Origin of the sequence: Rhodococcus sp. SBT000017 (assembly GCF_003688915.1) — a bacterium.
Classification (GTDB): domain Bacteria; phylum Actinomycetota; class Actinomycetes; order Mycobacteriales; family Mycobacteriaceae; genus Rhodococcoides.
This window is the reverse complement of sequence record NZ_REFU01000001.1, coordinates 1,079,979-1,093,426: the sequence shown is the minus strand read 5'-3', so window position 1 is coordinate 1,093,426 and position 13,448 is coordinate 1,079,979. Positions and strand designations below refer to the sequence as shown.

General features: G+C 61.6%; 14 protein-coding genes. 3 read left to right on the top strand and 11 right to left on the bottom strand.

The features are described from left to right. The first annotated feature begins 11 nt into the window (after positions 1 to 11). Positions 12 to 2,333, top strand: a complete 2,322-nt coding sequence (locus AYK61_RS04785) for a molybdopterin-dependent oxidoreductase (RefSeq protein ID WP_183130157.1) — start codon at positions 12 to 14, stop codon at positions 2,331 to 2,333. On the opposite strand, the gene AYK61_RS04780 is transcribed toward AYK61_RS04785, so the two are convergent. The 7 genes from AYK61_RS04780 to AYK61_RS04750 all read right to left on the bottom strand — a co-directional run bounded on the left by AYK61_RS04780 (position 2,311) and on the right by AYK61_RS04750 (position 9,211). Continuing rightward, entirely contained in the window at positions 2,311 to 2,769 is a 459-nt protein-coding gene (locus AYK61_RS04780; protein WP_183130156.1) for a MaoC family dehydratase, read from the bottom strand. The two genes, AYK61_RS04785 and AYK61_RS04780, sit on opposite strands and share 23 nt — an antisense overlap. Before the next feature lie 28 nt (positions 2,770 to 2,797). Further along, positions 2,798 to 3,226 (bottom strand): peptide-methionine (R)-S-oxide reductase MsrB, encoded by a 429-nt coding sequence (gene msrB / locus AYK61_RS04775; protein ID WP_121870007.1) that lies wholly within the window; start codon positions 3,224 to 3,226, stop codon positions 2,798 to 2,800. Between the two features lie 27 nt (positions 3,227 to 3,253). Then, entirely contained in the window at positions 3,254 to 4,492 is a 1,239-nt protein-coding gene (locus AYK61_RS04770) for a glycosyltransferase family 87 protein (protein ID WP_121870006.1), read from the bottom strand. Positions 4,493 to 4,555: 63 nt separating this feature from the next. Further along, positions 4,556 to 6,130, bottom strand: coding sequence for an alpha/beta fold hydrolase (locus AYK61_RS04765; protein WP_121870005.1), 1,575 nt, complete (start codon positions 6,128 to 6,130; stop codon positions 4,556 to 4,558). 46 nt (positions 6,131 to 6,176) lie between these two features. Then, positions 6,177 to 6,833 (bottom strand): pyrimidine reductase family protein, encoded by a 657-nt coding sequence (locus AYK61_RS04760; RefSeq protein ID WP_121870004.1) that lies wholly within the window; start codon positions 6,831 to 6,833, stop codon positions 6,177 to 6,179. Between the two features lie 112 nt (positions 6,834 to 6,945). Continuing rightward, complete coding sequence (locus tag AYK61_RS04755) at positions 6,946 to 7,971, bottom strand: asparagine synthase C-terminal domain-containing protein (protein ID WP_183130154.1); 1,026 nt, start codon at positions 7,969 to 7,971, stop codon at positions 6,946 to 6,948. Then, positions 7,964 to 9,211 (bottom strand): hypothetical protein, encoded by a 1,248-nt coding sequence (locus AYK61_RS04750; protein WP_121870002.1) that lies wholly within the window; start codon positions 9,209 to 9,211, stop codon positions 7,964 to 7,966. The genes AYK61_RS04755 and AYK61_RS04750 overlap by 8 nt, the downstream gene beginning before the upstream one ends. Positions 9,212 to 9,315: 104 nt before the next feature. Between AYK61_RS04750 and zapE the strand changes: the two genes are divergently transcribed. Continuing rightward, on the top strand, positions 9,316 to 10,329 hold the full coding sequence (gene zapE / locus AYK61_RS04745; protein ID WP_121870001.1) for a cell division protein ZapE: 1,014 nt from the start codon (positions 9,316 to 9,318) through the stop codon (positions 10,327 to 10,329). 7 nt (positions 10,330 to 10,336) lie between these two features. Here the strand turns inward: zapE and AYK61_RS04740 are convergent, their stop codons facing one another. Genes AYK61_RS04740 through AYK61_RS27225 form a run of 4 tightly spaced genes read right to left on the bottom strand, consistent with a single transcriptional unit; the run spans position 10,337 to position 12,323 of the window. Next, positions 10,337 to 10,864, bottom strand: coding sequence for a GNAT family N-acetyltransferase (locus tag AYK61_RS04740; RefSeq protein WP_121870000.1), 528 nt, complete (start codon positions 10,862 to 10,864; stop codon positions 10,337 to 10,339). Next, positions 10,861 to 11,313: a hypothetical protein gene (locus AYK61_RS04735; RefSeq protein ID WP_121869999.1), complete on the bottom strand. Its 453-nt coding sequence runs from the start codon at positions 11,311 to 11,313 to the stop codon at positions 10,861 to 10,863. Before AYK61_RS04735 ends, AYK61_RS04740 begins: the two co-directional genes overlap by 4 nt. A 16-nt stretch (positions 11,314 to 11,329) precedes the next feature. After that, a complete protein-coding gene (locus AYK61_RS04730; RefSeq protein ID WP_121869998.1) occupies positions 11,330 to 12,037 on the bottom strand; it encodes an alpha/beta family hydrolase in 708 nt (235 codons plus the stop codon). Continuing rightward, the gene (locus AYK61_RS27225) at positions 12,030 to 12,323 is read right to left on the bottom strand and encodes a hypothetical protein (RefSeq protein WP_183130153.1); all 294 of its coding nucleotides are present in this window, start codon (positions 12,321 to 12,323) and stop codon (positions 12,030 to 12,032) included. Before AYK61_RS27225 ends, AYK61_RS04730 begins: the two co-directional genes overlap by 8 nt. 220 nt (positions 12,324 to 12,543) lie before the next feature. Between AYK61_RS27225 and AYK61_RS04720 the strand changes: the two genes are divergently transcribed. After that, positions 12,544 to 13,413: a bile acid:sodium symporter family protein gene (locus AYK61_RS04720; RefSeq protein ID WP_121872439.1), complete on the top strand. Its 870-nt coding sequence runs from the start codon at positions 12,544 to 12,546 to the stop codon at positions 13,411 to 13,413. Positions 13,414 to 13,448 lie beyond the last annotated feature (35 nt).

Genomic DNA, 13,448 nt, shown 5'->3' with positions numbered 1-13,448 from the left:
GGGGTGGTTCGATGACCGGAGTGGCCGGCGTCCAGCACATGGGCCACTGGGGCATGTTTCGGGCCGAGTCGGACGGACGCGATGTCACTGCCGTCCATCCCCAGGTGACCGACAGAAATCCGTCCCCGGTACTGGGGAACCTCGTCGGGTCGGTGACCCATCGATCCCGTATCACCTCCCCGGCAGTGCGTAGGGGCTGGCTCGAGCACGGGCCGGGGCCGACCGACAAGCGTGGCAGCGACGAGTTCGTCGAGGTGTCCTGGGACGAGCTCACCGATCTGCTGGCGGCCGAATTACGCAGAGTCGTCGACACATTCGGCAACAACGCGATCTACGGCGGGTCGTACGGTTGGGCGAGTGCCGGACGTTTCCACCACGCGCAGAGTCAGGTGCATCGCTTCCTCAACTGCATCGGCGGTTACACCCGATCGGTGCACAGCTACTCCCTGGGTGCGACCGGCGTCATCATGCCGCACGTTCTCGGTGCGCATTGGAAGATGTTCTCGCGCTCCACATCCTGGAAAGTGATCGCCGCACACACCGAACTGCTCGTGGCATTCGGGGGAGTTCCGGTGAAGAACACCGGCATCAATCACGGCGGTACGTCGGATCATCCGACCGTCGACTCGCTCGACGCGATGCGTGCCCGCGGCGGACAGATAGTTACAGTCAGTCCCTTGCGCAACGACATGTCGGGCGACGCCCGATGGATCGCTCCGCGGCCCGGTACCGACGTGGCGATGATGCTGGCTCTGGCCTACGTACTCGCCGATGAGAAGCTGCACGACACAGCGTTTCTGGAGAAGTACTGCGAGGGATACCCCGAATTCGAGCGGTACCTCCTCGGTATCACTGACGGAACCCCCAAGACCCCGCAGTGGGCGTCTGCGATCTGCGGCATCGAGTCCGCGGTGATCGCGGATCTCGCTCGGGAGATGGCGTCGAAACGCACGATGGTGACGGTCACCTGGTCGCTGCAGCGGACGAGGCACGGGGAGCAGGCACCGTGGATGGGCGTCACCCTGGCGTCGATGCTCGGTGGAATCGGCGTTCCGGGCGGAGGATTCGGGCACGGGTACGGGTCGATGAACGAGCCCGGTCTGGCCCCGGTGCCGTATCCGTTGCCGACGCTGCCGCAAGGCATCAATCCCGTACCCGACCTGATTCCGGTCGCCGCGGTCTCGGACATGCTGCTGAATCCCGGTGGTGAATTCGACTACGACGGTAAGCGATTGACCTACCCGGACATCAAGATCGTCTACTGGGCCGGCGGAAATCCGTTCCACCACCACCAGGATCTGGGGCGGCTGCGCCGCGCACTCGGCAGAACCGACACAGTCGTGGTGCACGACCCGTACTGGACACCGATGGCCAAGCACGCTGACATCGTCGTCCCGTCGACCACGTCGTTGGAGCGATCGGATCTGAGCTGCACGCGCAACGATCCCTTGCTCGTCGCGATGGACCCGGCCGCCGCGCGATTCGCCGACTCCCGCGACGATTACGACACGTTCGCCGAGCTGGCGACGAAACTCGGTGTGGGCGAGCAGTTCACCGAGGGGCGTAGCTCGCAGCAGTGGCTCGAGCATCTGTACGAGCAGTGGCGCGGCTATCTACGCGCCGGGGGCGTCGATACTCCGGAATACGAAAATTTCCGGCGCGAGGGGTCGTTTCGGATGAAGACCGAGGACGATCTGACGTTCTTCGAGGATTTCCGACGCGACCCGGTGGGCAACGCGTTGCGCACCCCGAGCGGGAAGATCGAAATCTTCTCGGCGACAGTGGCGGGCTTCGACTACGAGGACTGCCGTGGGCATCCGATGTGGTTCGAGCCACAGGAATGGCTCGGCGGGCCGAGGGCCGAGCAGTTTCCGTTGCACCTGATCGCCAACCAGCCGCGCACCAGGTTGCACAGTCAGCTCGATCACGGTGCGGTGAGCCGTAACTCGAAGATTCAGGGTAGGGAGCCGATACGAATGCACTCGTCGGCGGCCGCGGCCAGGGGAGTGTGCGACGGTGACGTCGTCCGAGTGTTCAACGACCGCGGATCGTGCCTGGCCGGTGTGGTCGTCGACGATGCGATGCTCGAGTCGGTCGTTCAGCTGTCCACCGGTGCCTGGTACGACCCTGAAGATCCGGCCGATCCCAATTCGATGTGCGTGCACGGCAGCGTGAACGTGCTCACCGCAGACGAGGGATCGTCGGCGCTCGCGCGGGGGTGCACCGGTCAGCACGTGTTGGTGGAGATCGAACGCTACGACGAGCCGTTGCCGCCGATCACCGCGTTCGATCCACCAGTTCGGTCCGGGGTCAGAACACGACCCGAGAGATGATCTCGGCGACGAGCGCGGGCTTGTCCTCGCCCTCGATCTGCAACGTTCCCGCCGTCACCAGCTGTAGTGCTCCACCGGATACTTCCTCGGCGGAGACGAGGGTGGTCTGCAGCCGTACGTGAGCTCCGACCTTCACCGGGTTGATGAAGCGAACCTTGTTGGAGCCGTAGTTGATTCCGAGCTTGGTGTTCTCGATGGTGTAGATCTGCCAGTTGAGCATCGACACCAGGGACAGGCTCAGAAATCCGTGGGCGATCGGTGCGCCGAACGGGCTTTCCTTCTTCGCCCGCTCGACGTCGACGTGGATCCACTGGTGATCGCCGGTGGCGTCGGCGAAGGTGTTCACCCGCTCCTGGGTGATCTGCAGCCAATCGCTGGTTCCCAGGTCTTCGCCGACGGCGGCTTTGATCTGCTCTGGTGAGGTGAAAGTGCGCATGCTCACAGTATGGCTCGAGCAGCGCCGATCAGGATGCAGGCTTGAGCGTCAACGAGATCGAGTTGATGCAGTACCGCTGGTCGGTCGGCGTGGGGTAGCCCTCGCCCTCGAAGACGTGGCCGAGGTGGCTGTGGCACGTGCGACAGATGACCTCGACGCGGCGCATTCCGAGCGTGGTGTCCTCTTTGAGGATGACGGCTTCGCTGTCGGCAGGGTCGAAGAAGGACGGCCAGCCGCAGTGCGATTCGAACTTCTCGGTGCTACGGAACAGTTCGGCACCGCAGGCGCGGCATTCGTAGATGCCTTCGGTGGTGGTGTCGGTGTATTCGCCGACGCCGGGGCGTTCGGTGCCTGCTTGCCGCAGCACCGCGTACTCCTCGGGGGTCAGCTTCTCGCGCCACTGTGCATCGGTGAGCTGGACGGCCGGGGCGGAATTGTTGTCGGTAGCTGAACTCATGCTCACACGCTAATACGATTTGTCGGGCTATGCCGTTTTGGCTGGTGGAGCGCTCGGCAACAGGTAGCTGGGTTCGATTCCGTCGTCGAGTCGTCCCTCGCTTCGAGCGGCGAAATAGCGTCCGACGAGGACGCCGAAGATGACGACGATCAGCAGCGCCCAGCCGAAGGTGGTGCGGAGGTAGTCCAAGGCGCGGCCGGTTTCGATCCAGCGGCCCGAGAGCCATCGGTCGTAGTTCATGAACCCGTAGATCGCGAGCCAGGCCGGCCAGTTGCGCAGCAGCGAGTTCTTCAGCACGACGGTCATCAGCAGCGGGAACAGCATCATCGAGTAGTACATCTGGCCGAGGGAGCCCAACAGCCAGTGTGCGGTGAGGATCAAGCCCGAGGTGGTCGCGAAGAAGAAGAGTCGGTCCTCGCGGCAGTATCGGTAGAGCAGCCACAGCGAGATCAGAACCATGATTCCCAGTACCGCTCGGATTCCGAGGGTGAGGAGTTCGGGAACACCGTAGTAGCGGCCGTTACCGACGACAGCGCTGTTGAAGTAGTCGCGGGTCTGCAGCAGGTACGGCAGCGTCCGATCGATGAAGTTCATCGGATCCACCGACAGCGGCCAGGCGATGGCCATCATCACCACGGGGATCGCGATCGAGGTGATGAAGACCTTCCACTGACGCGTCATCAGCGGAAGCAGCAGCAGCGGCGCGAGCATCGGCTTGATCGCCAGAGTCAGACCCATGGCGACGCCCGCCGACAGGTCCTTGCGCTGGAGGAGGAACCCGAGGAAGGCCACCTCACCGAGAAGCACGAAGCCGTTGAAGTTGGTGAACACCAACGTGTTGGTCACTGTTTCGCTGACGAAGGCGGCCAGCAGGAGAGCGGGGGCCGCTACCGAATCGATCCGGAATCCGAAGATCCGCAACAGGATGTACAGCGCCAGCAGAATCGCGACGGTGCTGGCGATGATGAACAGCCAGCGGGACCGCTCGGGGTCGATGAATGCAATGGGGGAGAGCAGCATCGTTGCGCTCGGTTGGTACAGATAGTGCGGATCGACCGAGTCGAAGTTCGCCGTGTACACCGGCTGGCGGTTGAGGAATGCCAGGGCGGCGCTGTACACCGGGTTGAAATCGTTGGTGATGTCTCCGTTGACCGCCTTGATCACCACGCGCTGGATGACGGTCATGATGGCGATCGGCCACAGGGCGTACTTGATTACCTCGGCGGTCGTCCGCCCTGACCGCGGCTCCAGAAAGCTAAGTGACACCCGGGAACGGTACCCGAGGCGGTGACCGCACCGGCGAAGGACACCCCGCGATGGGCACCCGGTTCAGGCGGGGCAGACGGTGCCGTCGGTCGGAAGCGCGCTGTCGCGTGCGTAGTTCACCGCAGCGCTCTGCAGACACTGCGATCCGCCCAGGCTCGGATGCCCGCTGCCCTGCCACGCGGCCGAGGCGACGCCTGCACCGGTAGCCCCGACCAACCCGGTGACCGAGGACAGCCCGCCGTTTCCGGCGATCGGGTCGCCTGCGTTGGACAGGACCAACACCGGAACGTCCAGAGAGGTGGGCAGCGGAGTGGACGGAGCCGTCGGCCAGGACGAGCACAGCAGAGCCGTCAGTGCGGCGTCGGTGCCGTAGATCGGGTAGCGCTCGGTCCACTGCGACGTCAGGTCGCGAACGCCCTGCGGTGACGGCCACTGCTGCCCGTCTGTGCACCGAGACACGAATTGCCCGTCGGTGCTGTAGGCGTTCCGACCCCGCTCGGCGAGGGCCGACAGTGCGGTGGTGTCGGACCCGGCGGCCGAGGACAGTGCAGTGGACAGCCCAGTGGCCCGTGACGACGCGTCGCCTGCCGTCGATGCGAGGGCGAAAGTGATGCCGTCGAGAATCTCGTGGGTGGACAGCGGCGAGAATTCGCCACCGGCGGCGCGTCGGAGCAGCTGGGCGACGGCGGCCGTCGGATCGCTGCCGAGCGAGCAGTTCAGCGCGACGCATCGCTGCGTGAACGCTCTGAAGGCTGCTTCCTTGCCCTGTGTCCGCTGCTCGGCCAACGTGATCTGATCTGCGCCCACTCCGGTCGGTGAATCGAGGATCAGGCGCGAGATGTTGGCCGGAAACTTCGCTGCGTAGGCCAACGCGGTGAGCGCGCCGTTGCCCGAGCCGATCAGGCCGATCTGTTCCACACCCCAGAGTTGCCGCAGACGGTCCAGATCGTCCGCGGCATAGGTGGTTCCGAACGCGAGCTCCTGCGGTTGCAACGTGTCGGTGCACTCGATCGTGGCGTCACGACCTGCGTCGACAGCGCGGTCGACGGCGTCGGCATCGGATCTGGTGAACTGCCCCAGCGCGTCGACAGCAGACTTGGTAGGAGACTGGAGGGTGTCGTCGATGCAGACCACGGCGGTGGATCGGCCGATGCCGCGACGATCCACCGCAACGATGGGATGAGCCTCGAGCAGCGTCGCGAGCGGGCCTGCGGCCATCGTGGCCAACGTGCCGATCGACGACCGATCCGAACCGGACGTGAACACCAGCGGTCCCGCATCGCTGGGCGTTCTGTCGAGTCGGGCTCGCAGCGCGCCGACGGCGAAAGTGCCGAACATCTGCCCGCTCGCATCCACGTCTGCTTCGTACTCTGCGCATTCGAGTGTCAGGCCGGGAGTGGTTGAGGTGAGCCCGAACGTGCCGAGTGTGGCTGCGGTGCAGTCGGCCCAGGCGAGATCGTTGGTCGGCACGGCAAGTGCGACCGGTTCCGGGGGTGCGTCCGTCGAGGGCTCGCCCGGCTGACCGGGGGAGCGCTGTTCGACCGCGACGTCGGGTCGGAGCGACGGGCCGGCACCACAGGCCGCGCACATCGTGGCGAGGACGAGGACCGCGGCGAGCAACGTTCGTTTCTGCGTCACCGTGCGAGGCTATCGACTTTTCGATCGGTGTCGGACGGCGCGCTGCTCATGCCTGACGCACCCAGCGCGTGAGCAGCGTTCCGTCTTCGGCGACGAGCACGTGAGCCAGACTCATCGCGGAAGCAGCAGCTCCGTCCCAGTCTGCGATCCGCCCTGCCCGTCCTCCGACGAGGGAGGGCGACAACGTCAGACAGACATCATCCACCAGGTCTTCGGCAAGCATCGAACCGAATAGCTTAGGGCCACCCTCGCACAGAATCCGAACGAACCCTAAGCGGCTCAGGCTGGTCAGAGCAAGCTTGACATTCACTCGGCTGGTTCCGGCGTGTATTACTACTGCGCCTGCGGATTCGAGAGCTTTCGTCTTGGTCTTGGGTGCTGCATCCGTGGTTATTACGATCGGCGGAACGAAAGTGTTGGTAAATAATTGACTGTCCGGGTCTAGGTCTGCAGTTGAGGAGAGTACTGCGATCGGCGGAACTGCAGATAGACCTTGTGCACGTCGGCGTGCCTCTAGTTCCTGGTCGCTGCGGACACCGAAGTAGTTTTCAGCCTTTGCGGTGCCAGACCCGATCACTACCAAATCCGTCAACTCTCGCTGAATCCTGAACATTGCTTTGTCTGCGTGCGAGGACAGGCCTCCCGAAATTCCGTCAACTGATGACGCGCCATCTATGCTGGACACGAAAGAACCACGGACCACGACATTCGAGTTAGCAGTCGGTCTTTCGTACGAGTAAGCTTCGAAAATTTCCTCAAGAGTCAGGATGTTTGGTCCGGTAAGCGGTGTCGAGTTCTCATATATTTTTTGTATGTCAGGAATTCTGCTCAATACTATCGTCGCTCCGATCTCGGACTTGTGGGGCCAGTAGGAAGAGTCTTGCAATGGATAGATCCAAAGGCTCAGTAAGGGGGCTGGTGTAGGTTTCAGCCCCTGGCAATTGTGCGAGATATTTGCGAGCTTCTAGTACAATTCCCCCAACTACTCCTGACGAGTACTGAATCGGATCCTTTTTGCTTCGCGTTAGTTCACGTGGAACCCCAAGCATCTCTGCAGCCATGCGGAGGCACAGTTTGTCCTCATGATTTCCGTTCGTTGAAAATAACGCGCTTGGAAGTAGTGTTTTCGAAAATTGCCATGCTTCTACAGTCTGAAATATCTGAACGAACCTGTCGCAAGATTCGCCCAAAATTCGTTCGAAAAAATCAGGTATTAGTCTCTTTCGGCTAAAGTTCCTCAGAACCTGTTGCTCTATCATGCTGTTCATCTCATGAATTGCTGACGAGCTCGAAACCGGGCTATTCAATCGCTTCCCGCCGAGAAACAAGGCATCAGCGCCGCTTCCGGTGAGTATCGGACCATTGATTCCCAATCTCGAGAACTCCTTGAAGCATGCCCTAATTGGCACTGCGGAGGAAATTTCCCAAATTTCCGTACTATTTAGTAGCTTTGAGGCTGCAATCGCGGAATCGAGTAGCTCAGCCGTTGATGAGCGGACAACGTGATGCTCGAAACCTAAGTGCTTAGCGACGGCGACGGCTCCCGTCTCATCATTATGGCTCCCGTCCAGCTGGGGAGCGTCCACGGCATACGTAACCGCCACCAGGTCGATGCTCAGTCTGCGTGCAACCGCCGCCACGAGAATGGAGTCGATTCCGCCCGACAGCATAATTCCGTGCTCTAGCCCGCGGTCACTAGTCAGAGCCGTAATTCTTCGCTCTAGGTAATCTATCAATGTCCGAGCTGCTGTAGATGGACTATCGACGGTTCGCTTGATTTCCATCCGAACATCAATAATATCGCTCACATATTCGAGCGGTGCCCGGAGAGAGTCACTCATTATCCGTCCTGCCATTTCCGCTATGCGCAATCAGTTCTCTGCGAGTAAACTTGGGATCGACGATGCGGCGGAGCAGCGCAAAGAATGCAATTGGGAAAAGTGTCCCAGCCGCGACAATTGTCAGTCTTTGCCACCACGACAAATCGCCAGTGAATGCGCTCCCGAGCGTGGCTGCTATTACTGCGATTAGTGCAGTGAATAGACCGAGAATTTCGACGACCTTAAATAGTGCATCAGACGTTTGTCGGGCCGACTCTTCGCCCTGCTTGGCAATTTCGCCTCGAAAGTACTCAACCTCACTTTCGATGGTGGCTGACATGTCGCGCATAATGTTTTCGGCCAGTTTGGCAATCCTTGATTCAGTTTCCTGTTGAACTCCTATCAGTTCACGCTCGCGGACGTAATCCTGGTGGATCTTTGTTTCGGAAGCATCCAGGGTGCTTATGGCCTGGTCGATGGCCGCCGTGGCTAAACTGTATTTCCCGAGTCGTCGAAGCGCAGTAGCTTTCCTCATGTAAGTGACGCTGTCAGCGCGGTTTTGGGAAAGTAGCTTGTCTGCAATGGTAATCATCAATTCTGCCTCACGTTCTCCATCTGTAAACCACAGCGCATGGAGGAGCAATTGAAGAACCTTGTCGCTGTCAGTCTCTGACTGCACTTCTTCGACAGTAGACAGCTCGTAATCTCTGCGCTGACCCATACGGGCAAAGAGTTTCAGTGCGGTGAGGTACTCCGTCGATGAACGAAACGGTTCTGGCAAGTAAGAGAACCCGCGGTGAATGAGGGAGAAGTCAAAATTGTAGCGAGCTGAAGTCAGAAATATGTAAGATCGAAACTTCAGGTGGTCTGGGTCGAGGCGCGAGTCGTGAAGGTCTTCGACCGACATACCCAAGAGTGCAGAAGCGCCCCGTTCGCGCGCGTTCCAGGTAATTGCGTTGATAATCGGAATTGCAAGGTCGTCGCTGATGCGTGCCTCCTGACACCACCCCTCTAGCAGGCGCGGCCACTCGCGATTCGAGGCTGCGAGAGACGTGAAGTATGCGATGACGGCCCTACTGGCGGCGCGTCCGACTAAAGGGTCCTTGACAAGTTCTTTCAGCAGTTCGAGGTTGTCGGAGTTGAGCCCATCCGCCAAATCTTGGACCCTGTGTCGGCCGGAAGAAGGATCGGCGTTCTCGGCTATTTGTTCAAGCCTCGTGTACAGGTCAGGATGAGTTGCGGTCGGTGTGTCCTCCGTCATGCCGCGAGGCTAACACTGCCGATCGAGCCCGGTGTGATGTGAAGTAGGTCCCAATATGGAGAAGCTGCATGAGAGAGATCAGACCACGTCGTTACGCTCGACAAATGCCCGCACGCCTTGTCGACCGAAATCCCGTGGTTCCCTCCGATCAGTTGATCGCACAGATGGTCCCGCCGGCGATGTTCGACGACGTCAGTTTCTCCTCGTACATTCCAGACCCCAACGAGCCGACACAGGCTGCGGCGGTCGAGAAGGCAGAGGAGTTCGCGAACAAGGCGCAGAAGATCCGCAGCAAGGGCAAGCGGGGTCTCTTCGGCAAGAAGACCCCGGCCATCGGTGCCGGCCTGTACCTCGACGGCGGCTTCGGTGTGGGCAAGACTCACCTGCTCGCTTCGATTTACCACAGCGTTCCCGAGCCGAAGGCATTCGGTACGTTCGTCGAACTCACTCACGTCGTCGGTGCCCTCGGCTTCAACAAGGCTCTCGAAGAACTCTCGGACCACAGCGTGTTGTGCATCGACGAGTTCGAGCTCGACGACCCAGGCGACACGATGCTGGTCTCGCGGCTGCTCTCGGAGCTCTCACAGCGCGGAGTATCCATCGTCGCGACGTCCAACACTCTGCCCGGGCAGCTCGGTGAGGGCCGCTTCGCCGCCGAGGACTTCCTGCGCGAGATCAAGAAGCTCGGTTCGATCTTCGAGTCGGTCCGCGTCGACGGCCCCGACTACCGCCACCGCGATCTGCCTCCGGCTCCCGAGCCCACATCCGAGTCGGAGCTGATCGAGCGCGCCGAGACGGTCGAGGGCGCAACCCTGGACGATTTCGACGAGCTGTTGGCGCATCTGAGCACGCTGCACCCCTCGCGCTACGGCAAGTTGCTCGACGGCGTTCCGGCCGTGTTCTTGAAGAACGTGCACCCGGCTTCGGATCAGGCCATCGCGCTGCGACTGGTCGTCCTCGCCGACCGTCTCTACGACGCCGGTATCCCGGTGACGGCATCGGGCGGCAAGCTCGACGAGATCTTCACCGAGGAGATGTTGGCAGGCGGCTACCGCAAGAAGTACCTGCGCGCCACCTCGCGTCTGCTCGCGTTGTCTCGTTTCGCTGCAGTCGGCTGAGCGGTCGTCACAGCGTCACCTGCATGACGTAGTCGTCGTGCGTCTGGACTCCGACGACGAACGTCTTGGTGCCCACGATCTCGAATCCGTGTTTGGCGTAGAACTTCTGCGCCCGCACGTTCTGCTGATTGACGCCCAACCATGCTGCGGCACAACCGGAGTCGCGTGCGTGATTCAACGACGACGACATCAATCGGCCCGCGGCTCCGCTGCCGTGCTGGGTCGGTTGCACGTAGAGTTTGCTGATCTCCATGGCCGGCTCGTGCGAGAGGGCTGCGCGAATGTCCGGGTCCGTAGGCGTCCCGGATACGAGCATCGCATAGCCCACGACGTCTGCGTCGGCGGTCTCGTCGACGAGGACCGTTCTGGTCACGTCGGCGATGTAGTTCTCGAAGTGCTCGGCCGACAACACGTTCGAGATGAACTGCTCGATGTCCTCGGGCCGGGTTCCCGGCGGGCAGGCGAGCTGAAAGGTCGACGCGGCCACCTCGGCGACGCGATGTGCATCGGCGAGTGCTGCCACGCGCACGGTCACAGCAGATCCACCGCGTTCTTGGCATCACGCAACGACAGACCGGTTCGGTCGCGTAGCAGTTTGATGGCCGAGATCGCCTTACCCTCCGATTTGAGCGACTGCAGCCGCGGGATCAGATCGTCCCAGGGGGTCGGACCGGATTGCGCGGCATCGACGATGGTGGCCGAGGACGGAAAGGGCTCGCCGCGCTGCACGCAGTCGATCGCGTTCTTCGCGTCGAGGAGCCCGGCACCTGTTCGTTCACGAAAGACCTTGATGGCCTGGACCTTCTTGTTGGCAGCGAGCAGTCGATGAATGTCTGCGCGGGCGCTCTCGTCGAGACCGACGAGCCTGATGTTGCGTGAGGTCTCTGGGGACGAGCCGGGCTTCTTGCGAGCCAACAGCCACGCCGCGAGCACCGCGGCGTCGACGAGGACCAACGCCACGATGAACCATCCCCAGGTCGGCATGCCTTAGTAGACCACTTCAGCGCGACGGGTCGAAGAGCGGGACGACAACCGACGAATCGGACGTCGGAGTACCGAACAACGAGGCGGCACCGGCAAGGGTCTTCGTCGCTGCGTCGTACTTGGCCGGAGCGAGGTCGTGGCCTGCACCCTCGATGTCGACGAGCAGTGTGGGGGCCGGGACGAGCGCGAGCGCAGCGCTCAGTTCGGCAGTGGTGCCGAACGGGTCCTTCGTACCGTGCACCACCACCGCTGGTGTCCGTAGTTCGGGAAGGTGATGGGTACGAGCTTTCTCCGGCTTGCCCGGCGGGTGCAGGGGATAGGACGTCAGGACGAGTCCGTCGACGAGACCCGGTTGTTCGGCCGCGATCATCGACCCTTGCCTGCCACCGTAGGAATGCCCACCGAATGCGATGAATCCGTCGGTCTCGGCGCGAAGGCGTTCGACGGCCTCGGCGATGCCCAGCCGGTCCTCGGCCGACCGGGACGGGTGCGGCGGTCCCTTGGGCTTGCGTACTCGAAAGGGAAGGTCGAACCGCAGCACCGTGAACCCGGCTGCTGTCCATACTGCGGCGATGCGCTGCAGCAGCAGCGACTCGCAGTTTCCGCCCGCACCGTGCGTCAGAACGAGGCCGCCGCGTGACGGTATCGAGGGTGTGTGCAGAAAGGCGACGCCCCCGCCGAGATCGATGTCGGCGGGGGCGTCGGGTCCATCGAGTTCAGGCATCGTTCGAGGACGTTACCTTTTCCTGGGTGTCGACGTGATCCGTGTCAGCGTCGTCAGCAGACCCGTCGGAGTCGGTGGAGCCCTGTTCATCGGCGTCCACCATCTCACCGTTGTCGTCGACCATGTCCGCGAAGGCGGTCCCGGCGACGGTGCCGTTGGTTCCCGGAAGGGCCACGGTGGGCCGGGCACCGGGGCGATACCGGTCGTCGAGGCCCTCGACGGACTTCTTCGCCTCTTCCAGGGTGGCGTCGTCGACTGTGGGTTCGCTCTGAGCATCGTCCGACACGTGAGTGTCCTTCCGTCGAAGTGTGTGCGTCGTCTCCACTGTGCACTTCTATGGCGTGAATCACCACAATTGATTTCGGGATGCGCGCCGATGACCCGTCGAAGAGGTCGAATCGACCGCGTGACGCGAACAACTCATGTCCATTCTCTTCATCGAACTCTCGCCAGAAACGGACGAATGCCGCACACTCATCTCACGTTTCCCGCACCAGAAGGAATCCATGGACGACTCGGTATTGATCTCGACGTTTCTGCCCATCGCACTCGCGATCATCATGTTCGGACTCGGACTGTCGCTGACCGTCGAGGATTTCCGACGCACCGCGCGCACGCCGCGGGCCGTTGTGATAGCCCTGGCTCTCCAAATCTTGGTTCTTCCTGTTCTCGCATTCGGACTGATTCTGCTGTTCGACCTGCCGCCATTGCTGGCTGTCGGAGTGATGCTGCTGGCCGCATCTCCGGGCGGGACCACCGCGAACCTGTTCTCGCACCTGTTCCGTGGGGACGTCGCACTCAACATCACATTGACCGCGGTCAATTCGGTTCTGGCGGCCGTGACCATTCCCGTCATCACCAACTTCGCCATCGCTTACTTCGATGCAGACGGTGAATTGGGCCTGCAGTTCGGCAAAATAGTGCAGGTCATAGCTATCGTGCTGATTCCGGTAGCACTCGGAATGCTGGTGCGCAATCGCTCCCTGGCGTTCGCCGAACGCGCGGATCGACCGGTCCGGATCTTCTCGATCGTCATCTTGGTGTTGGTGGCGGTCGGCGCCCTTGTCGGCGAGCGATCAAACGTTGTCGGTTACCTCGAACAGGTCGGACTGGTGACGGGGTTGTTCTGCTTGGCAAGCCTTGCCATCGGCTACGGTGCTGCGCGACTGCTGAAGATGGGTGAGCCGCAGTCCATCGCGATCTCGATGGAAATCGGAATCCATAACACCACCGTTGCCCTCACAGTCGCGTTGAGCGTGCTCCAAAGCACCGAGGTGGCGATACCGGCCGCTGTCTACTCGTTCCTCATGTACGTATTGGCCACGGCATTCGGTTATCTGGTTACCGGACGGACCCGCACACAGGTCTCGTCATGACGTCGGGCAGCACGGATCGAAGGCGACTCCGGTAC

Coding starts and splice junctions, on each gene's coding strand:
- AYK61_RS04750 (WP_121870002.1), bottom strand. CDS start 9,211: ATGACGGAGGACACACCGACCGCAACTCATCCTGACCTGTACACGAGG.
- msrB (WP_121870007.1), bottom strand. CDS start 3,226: ATGAGTTCAGCTACCGACAACAATTCCGCCCCGGCCGTCCAGCTCACC.
- zapE (WP_121870001.1), top strand. CDS start 9,316: ATGCCCGCACGCCTTGTCGACCGAAATCCCGTGGTTCCCTCCGATCAG.
- AYK61_RS04735 (WP_121869999.1), bottom strand. CDS start 11,313: ATGCCGACCTGGGGATGGTTCATCGTGGCGTTGGTCCTCGTCGACGCC.
- AYK61_RS04785 (WP_183130157.1), top strand. CDS start 12: ATGACCGGAGTGGCCGGCGTCCAGCACATGGGCCACTGGGGCATGTTT.
- AYK61_RS04730 (WP_121869998.1), bottom strand. CDS start 12,037: ATGCCTGAACTCGATGGACCCGACGCCCCCGCCGACATCGATCTCGGC.
- AYK61_RS04720 (WP_121872439.1), top strand. CDS start 12,544: ATGGACGACTCGGTATTGATCTCGACGTTTCTGCCCATCGCACTCGCG.
- AYK61_RS04780 (WP_183130156.1), bottom strand. CDS start 2,769: ATGCGCACTTTCACCTCACCAGAGCAGATCAAAGCCGCCGTCGGCGAA.
- AYK61_RS04755 (WP_183130154.1), bottom strand. CDS start 7,971: ATGAGTGACTCTCTCCGGGCACCGCTCGAATATGTGAGCGATATTATT.